This is a genomic window from Alloprevotella sp. Lung230, assembly GCF_014385435.1.
In the GTDB taxonomy this organism is placed as follows: domain Bacteria; phylum Bacteroidota; class Bacteroidia; order Bacteroidales; family Bacteroidaceae; genus Alloprevotella.
In genome coordinates, this window is record NZ_JACSUD010000024.1 from 1 (window position 1) to 6,109 (window position 6,109).

3 protein-coding genes and 1 rRNA gene are annotated in these 6,109 nt (G+C 53.9%); all 4 read right to left on the bottom strand.

Annotated features, from left to right (window positions below; genetic code table 11):
* Nucleotides 1-60 precede the first annotated feature (60 nt).
* The 4 genes from H8527_RS09570 to rrf all read right to left on the bottom strand — a co-directional run bounded on the left by H8527_RS09570 (nt 61) and on the right by rrf (nt 6,032).
* Nucleotides 61-543, bottom strand: coding sequence for an anaerobic ribonucleoside-triphosphate reductase activating protein (locus H8527_RS09570; protein WP_187547738.1), 483 nt, complete (start codon nt 541-543; stop codon nt 61-63).
* 151 nt (nt 544-694) lie between these two features.
* Nucleotides 695-2,800 (bottom strand): anaerobic ribonucleoside-triphosphate reductase, encoded by a 2,106-nt coding sequence (gene nrdD / locus H8527_RS09575; RefSeq protein WP_187547740.1) that lies wholly within the window; start codon nt 2,798-2,800, stop codon nt 695-697.
* Between the two features lie 341 nt (nt 2,801-3,141).
* The gene (locus H8527_RS09580) at nt 3,142-5,706 is read right to left on the bottom strand and encodes a TonB-dependent receptor (RefSeq protein ID WP_187547742.1); all 2,565 of its coding nucleotides are present in this window, start codon (nt 5,704-5,706) and stop codon (nt 3,142-3,144) included.
* A gap of 215 nt (nt 5,707-5,921) precedes the next feature.
* Nucleotides 5,922-6,032, bottom strand: a 5S ribosomal RNA gene (gene rrf, locus H8527_RS09585).
* Between the last annotated feature and the right edge of the window lie 77 nt (nt 6,033-6,109).

The following is a 6,109-nucleotide window of genomic DNA, read 5'->3' on the forward strand; positions in this document are numbered from 1 at the left end:
CTAAAATCAGCCTCGTTGGGGACTCCGCTGCCGGTTCATTCGTGGGCGAACAATGGGGTTCTACGTGGGGAAGCCTTTGCGGCGGAAACGAGAGGTGATGTCGACAGCTGTGCCATCGGGTGCGTAGCGGAAGAGGCGCTGGTTGGTGGTAGGTGACGACAGGGGGCCGAGTTCAGCGCGCCAGGGTCCGAGTTTGACGTAAGTTGGGGCGGTGAGGGGGTCGAAGCCGGCGGGGAGTTGCTGCCGGCCGCTGTACCAGCCGGTGTGTAGGTGAGGATGCAGAGAGCGGACGTGGTGGAGCAACTCAAGGACACGGTCGGGGTCGCCGTCGCCTCCCATCAGCGCGACACAGGTGATGGTCGGACCGTAACTTTCGACCAGAGCGAGAAGGCGGTCTTCGGTGAGTTCTTCTCCGACATCGCCCCAAAGATAGATGCTGTGGCAGCCGGGGCAGGCGCAAGGGCAGCGCGAAAGATTGACAGCGAGCGTGACCTCGTCGGGAAACTCTTGGAAAACGATGTCGTGGTTGACGTATTTGAGCATAAGTAGGTGTTCAAAATTAATCGTATCTATCTTATCCGTAGGTTGTTCTCTACTTTGATACTATCTTTGCCTCCCTTGTTCGCAAGATGTCCGAAACGAATGTCGTGTTCATTCATTCCGGACATCTTGCTTAGAAAAAGGAGGGAAGGGGTCAGACCTCTACGCGGGGCAGGACACCGTAGTAGCGACGGGCGGCTTCCTTCTGACGGTCGACGGAGAAGTTGGAGACGCGCTTGAGGTAGCCGATGATACGGGTGAGGTAGTCTACGTTGTGGCTCTTGCAGTTCGGACACTCGGTGAGGTATCGCTTGTCGATGCAACCACAGTCGTTGCAGAGGGTATTGGGGATGTTGAAGGTGAAATAGTTGCACCCCTCGATGGCGGCGACGCGGAGGAGATGTCGATATTGCGACTGGGAGAGGTGCTCCTCAAGGTTGCAGTGGAGGGCACTTCCTCCGGTGAGATGGGAGATGTACCGTCGGCCGTGGAGGCGGAACTTGGCAATGGGGTCGATGTTCTTGTCTTCGACGACGTAGAAGTAGGAGTTGTAGCAGTCGCGCGGGACAAAATAGCCGGCCTCCTTGTCCCATCGTGCGTGCTTGACGCCGACGTTTTCAGCAGGAATCATTTCGCAGTTGAAAAGGAGCTCTTTAGTGCGATATTGTTTGTTGTAGCGTTCGATGAGCGAGAGGATGTTTTCGACAAACTGCTGATATTCCGCGTTGTCGCCAATGGTGATACCGAGGCTTTCTGCCGCTTCGACGATGCCGTTGACACCGATGGTGAGGTATTGCCGCTTGATGTTGATGTAGCCGGCATCGAAGAGCGGGAGCAATCCTCGCTGACGCATCCAGTCGAGATTTTCGTTGTAGGCCATTTGCGCCTTGTGCATCAGATCGATGATGCCGTCCAGATATTCCACGTAATTGCGTCCCTCGCGCGTGGCTTGCTGTACGCAGCGGTTGATATTGACGGTGAGCACGGACTTGGAACCGGTGGAAACGCCGCCGGCTCCCAGACTGTAGGAGAAGCCATTGTCGGCAATTTCGTTGCGCAAGCGACAGCATGAGGCGAGGGAGTCGGCGCTGTCGCTCATGTAAGTGAAGAACGAGTGGCCCTTTGCGTACATCTCTGCGGTGAAGTCGGCATATTCCTGATCGCGGACGTCGTTGCCATCGGTGAGGAGTGCCATCGTTTCGACGGGGAAAGTGAGGACGGTCTTCGTGCGCTCCTCGTTGAACCAATTCATAAAGCGCTTCTGCAACCAGTTGAGCGGTTCCCATTGGGGGCGCGAACCATCGGGGAAGTAGAATTCTCCGAAGAGGGACTCAAAATAGTAGCGATCGTAGTAACTGATGTTCCAGAAGACGCTTTGGAAGTTTCGCGCTCCGGTGGGCTGATTGATGGAGTAGACGATTTGTTCGAAACAGTCGGTGATAACTTTGTCGAGGGTGCGCTTGCGGAGGCTTCCGTCCACCACTTCATCGGCACGAAGATGATAGTCGTCGCCATACTCTTTGGCGAGGAAATAACTCATATACATCAGAAATTCCACCGTGGCAATCGCGCCGCTCAACATGGAACTCACGATGAAAACCATGTTGATAAATCCTCCGCAGAACGATTTGAGGTTGGTGGGGGCGGTGGAGTTGCCACCGATGCTCTTGGTGCCGTTGAGCAGCCACGGGTACATCGTGATGGAGGCACAGTAGTTGGCGAGGGAAGTTTCGTCGTTCTTGTAGATGTAGTGTTGCTGGAGCAGATAGAGGTAGCGATCGGCCGTTTCGCGGCCATACATTTGCTTAATTTTGTCGCACAGAAGGCGTCGATTGAGGCGTATGAAATCTCCTTTGGGGATTTCACCAATCAGTGTGGCAAGGTTCTTGTTTTCGACATTGGCGTTGGCATCAAACTTTGAGCCGGTAGCGGCATTTCGTGCGTTGCAGTAGTCGATGAGGAAGCGGAGCTTGGCTGCCGTCTCACGGTCGTCCGTATGTTCTTTTCGATAGACGATGAAAGCCTTGGCAGCCTTGAAGAGATGTTCGCTCATGAGAGCGACTTCCACTTGGTTTTGAATGTCTTCGACACTCATTCCGTTGCAGAAGCGCAGCCGCTCCACAAGTTTGGCCAGTTGTTCGGCATTGATGGGCTGACCGGCAGCATTGCACGCCTTTAGAATAGCGCCCTTGATTTTCTCAAGAGAGAAAGGCTCGGAAGAGCCGTCGCGCTTGGTGATGAAGAAGTTTTCAGTGCTCATTTTGATGGGGGAATTGGGTTTTCGTCCGCAAAGATAAGATGTTTTTTTCGAGCAAAAAAGGAAAACGAGTTTTATTTTTAAGAACACACACATTTTCCAATAGCAAAGAAAAGAAACACAAAACGGAAAACTTTTCATCAAAACAAATGAGAACAATCCCTCATTATCAGATGATTACAACAAAAAGTGGAAAACTTTCAAAATTTTCCACTATATCTTTTTGACAACTCCTTAGAATTGAGAATGAGACAGATGGAGGCTTCAACAGCGGAAAAAGGGAAAGAAAATCCCCTCCGGCTTTTTCGGCCGAAGGGGAAAGTGTTAAGCCCGAAAAAGGCGACTTAGTAGTTGAACTTAAATCCGGCAAAGAAGCTGCGCGGGGCACGGGGGCCGTAGACGTAGGCCGAATCTCGGCCGGGACCACGATCGAAGTCGTCCTGGAAGGCATTCAGGATGTTTTGGACACCGGCATGGAGTTGAAGGGTGTAGTATTTATAGACCGGCAGCGTGTATTGCACTTTCACGCCCATCTCGAAGAAGGAAGGCGTCTTGAAGGTGCGGGGACCTGCGATAGTGGCCGTCTGTCCAGGTCCGTACTGCAAACGCTTCTCCACGATGGTGGCAGCGGGTCGGCCGGCAAATTCGGCCAGATTGCCGTGCTCGTCGAGCGGAACTTCGTGGCCCACGAGCATGGAACCGGTATAGGTACCGTTGAGCGAAAATTCCCAACCACGAAGCGGCGTGAGCGTGGTGACAAAGTAGGCGTACGTGTCCGGCGTGCGATAGAATCGGCGGGTCTCGTAGCTGTCTTCGTCGTTCCACTTCTGTGCTTTGTCGTAACGGCTCTTTTGAAGCGTGAGTCCGCCTTGGAGCGACCAAAGACGCGCATAGGCCAAGCGACCTTCGAGGTTGGCACCGAAGACTTTTGCGCCATCGGAGTTGGTGCGGGTCTTGATGGTCCACTCTTTTCCACCGATGATTTCTTTTTTCTGTTCGAGACTAAAAGCATCGGTAAGGTGGTTGTAGAACCCTTCGACCATGATGTTGAAATTCCAGTTGCCGCAATGCCCATACCAGTCGGCCGAGAGGCTCAAGCTTTTCGAGCGTTCTTCGTGGAGGTCGGCAGCGTTGCGTATGGTGATGAGTTCGCCTCCAGCATTGTCGACATGCAGGTCTTCATCGAAGATTTGCGGGGCGCGAAATCCGGTGCTGAAATTGGCGCGAAGGACGAGGTCATGCGTAGGGTTGAAGCGAACGCTTGCGCGCGGTGAAAAGATGGCTTTGGCGAGGAGGGAATGCTTGTCGAGGCGTCCACCAAGGAGGAGGCTCCACTGCTCGTTGCGCCATTCGTTTTGAAGGAAGTAGCCTTGGTTGTGCATTTTTTGCACGATGGGCGCAGGTCGGTAGCCGCTGATATCTTCGAGGCAGTCGTTGTTGAGTTCCGCACCGAGCGTAAGCTGCGAGGGGAGGAAGAGAAAGCGGTCAAAGTCGTAAGCATATTGCGCACCGAAGACAGAGGTTTCGCCCTTCGTGCGTCCATAGGAAGTGAGACGCTTGTTCATGTCTTCCAGTTCGTTGGGAGTCAGGGGCGTGTGTTGGGCTTTCTTAAGATATTCGCTCACCAAGACTTCTCCTCCGCCGTAATAGCTGTCGCGCACCACCTTGGCCAAGGAGGCGTAGGCATTGAAGTGGTGTCGGCCGTCGACGGAAGTCTGTTGATAGCCCAAACTTCCGCTGACATTGGCGTGCTGCAACTGCTCGGTGATGTGGGCGTTATGGGGTTGGTTTTCCAAAAGGTCGCCTCCGCGTCGAAATTCTTGCGTGCCGTGGAGTTCGGCCGTGAGTTTGGCATAGTCGGTAAACTTGGCGAAGGCACGGAAACCCACATTGCGCCCATCGAGCTTCGGTGTCTCTGTGTAGCCGTCGCCGTCATGGTCGTAGCCGGCACGGTGTCGGAGTTGTCCGAAAAGCGTGAAACCGAGGCGATTGTTGTCGGAAACGTAGGTGGCGTTCAGGTTTGTCGTGTTTTCGAAGCGGTTCAGCCCGCCCATGCCTCGAAGGTCGTGAGAAAGGGTGGCCGAGGAAGTGAGTGGTTCTTTCGTGATGACGTTGATGACACCCGCGATGGCCGAACTGCCGTATAAGGCCGAACCGCCACCGCGCATCACCTCGACGCGCTCAATCATATTGGTGGGGAGTTGCTCCAAACCGTAGACCCCGGCCAGGGCGCTGAACACCGGCTTGGAGTCGATGAGGATTTGGCTGTAAGGACCTTCGAGTCCGTTGATGCGCACTTGGGAGAAACCGCAGTTCTGGCAGTTGGTTTCAACGCGCACTCCGGGTTGGAAGGTAAGGGCTTGCGAGATGTCGGTGCTCTGTACGCGGTCGAAGAGCTTGAGGTCCATGACATTCACGAGCGTAGGAGCCTGCCGGCGCTTGGTCACATTGCGGGTCGCCGAAACGACCACGTCACTCAACTGTATTTCGTCGGCCTCAAGTTCCACATTGAGCAATAGGCTGTGGTTGGCGCGGGTCTCTATTTTCTTTACCAAGGTTCGGTAGCCGGTCGCATTAAACTCCACTTCGAGCGCGCCGACAGGAGCGTCTTTCAGGAAGAAGTGGCCGGTGGCGTCGGTCATTGTGGAGAGATGGCGTCCGCGGATTTCGACTTTCACCGCAGGCAGATACAGGCCGGTTTTGGCGTCCAGGACGTGTCCGGTGATATTGGCTTCGGTGTTCTCAGCTGGTGACAGTGCGATGTAGCGGCCCAGTTCAGCGGGCGTAGCGGCCGTTTTTTCCGTGGCCGAAAGTGGGTGAGAAAGTGTCGTCGGAGGATTGTCGGGCAGTGCAGCGTGAGCAGAAAATGCGCACACCGATGCCAGAAGCAGCGTAGGAATTTGTTGCATTTCGTTGAGGTATTACAATTTAGTTTTGAGAGAGATTTTTCCTCTCGAATTCTTAAGCAAAGGTAGCGCTTTCCCGCCACTTTGACAATACCTAAATCGGGGGATTTTCCCGCACTGCACACTACCCACTGTTGATTAGTTGATGGTCTGATTAGTCAAACTATAACGCAAAAAAAAGAGAGCCTGTGTTCTTTTCAGAACTCAGGCTCTCTTGAAAATGGCGGTGACCTACTCTCCCGCGGGTGTGCAGTACCATCGGCGCGGGCGGGCTTAACTTCTCTGTTCGGAATGGGAAGAGGTGGAACCCCGTCGCTATAACCACCGGAAATATCGCTTGAACACGCAAAACAACCAATAACCAAAACAAGGTAATCACAGCTTTAAGTAAATACGCCATCAGGCT

What these genes read in the sequence shown, in the direction of transcription:
- H8527_RS09570 (WP_187547738.1), bottom strand. Translation starts at nt 543, where the DNA reads ATGCTCAAATACGTCAACCACGACATCGTTTTCCAAGAGTTTCCCGAC.
- nrdD (WP_187547740.1), bottom strand. Translation starts at nt 2,800, where the DNA reads ATGAGCACTGAAAACTTCTTCATCACCAAGCGCGACGGCTCTTCCGAG.
- H8527_RS09580 (WP_187547742.1), bottom strand. Translation starts at nt 5,706, where the DNA reads ATGCAACAAATTCCTACGCTGCTTCTGGCATCGGTGTGCGCATTTTCT.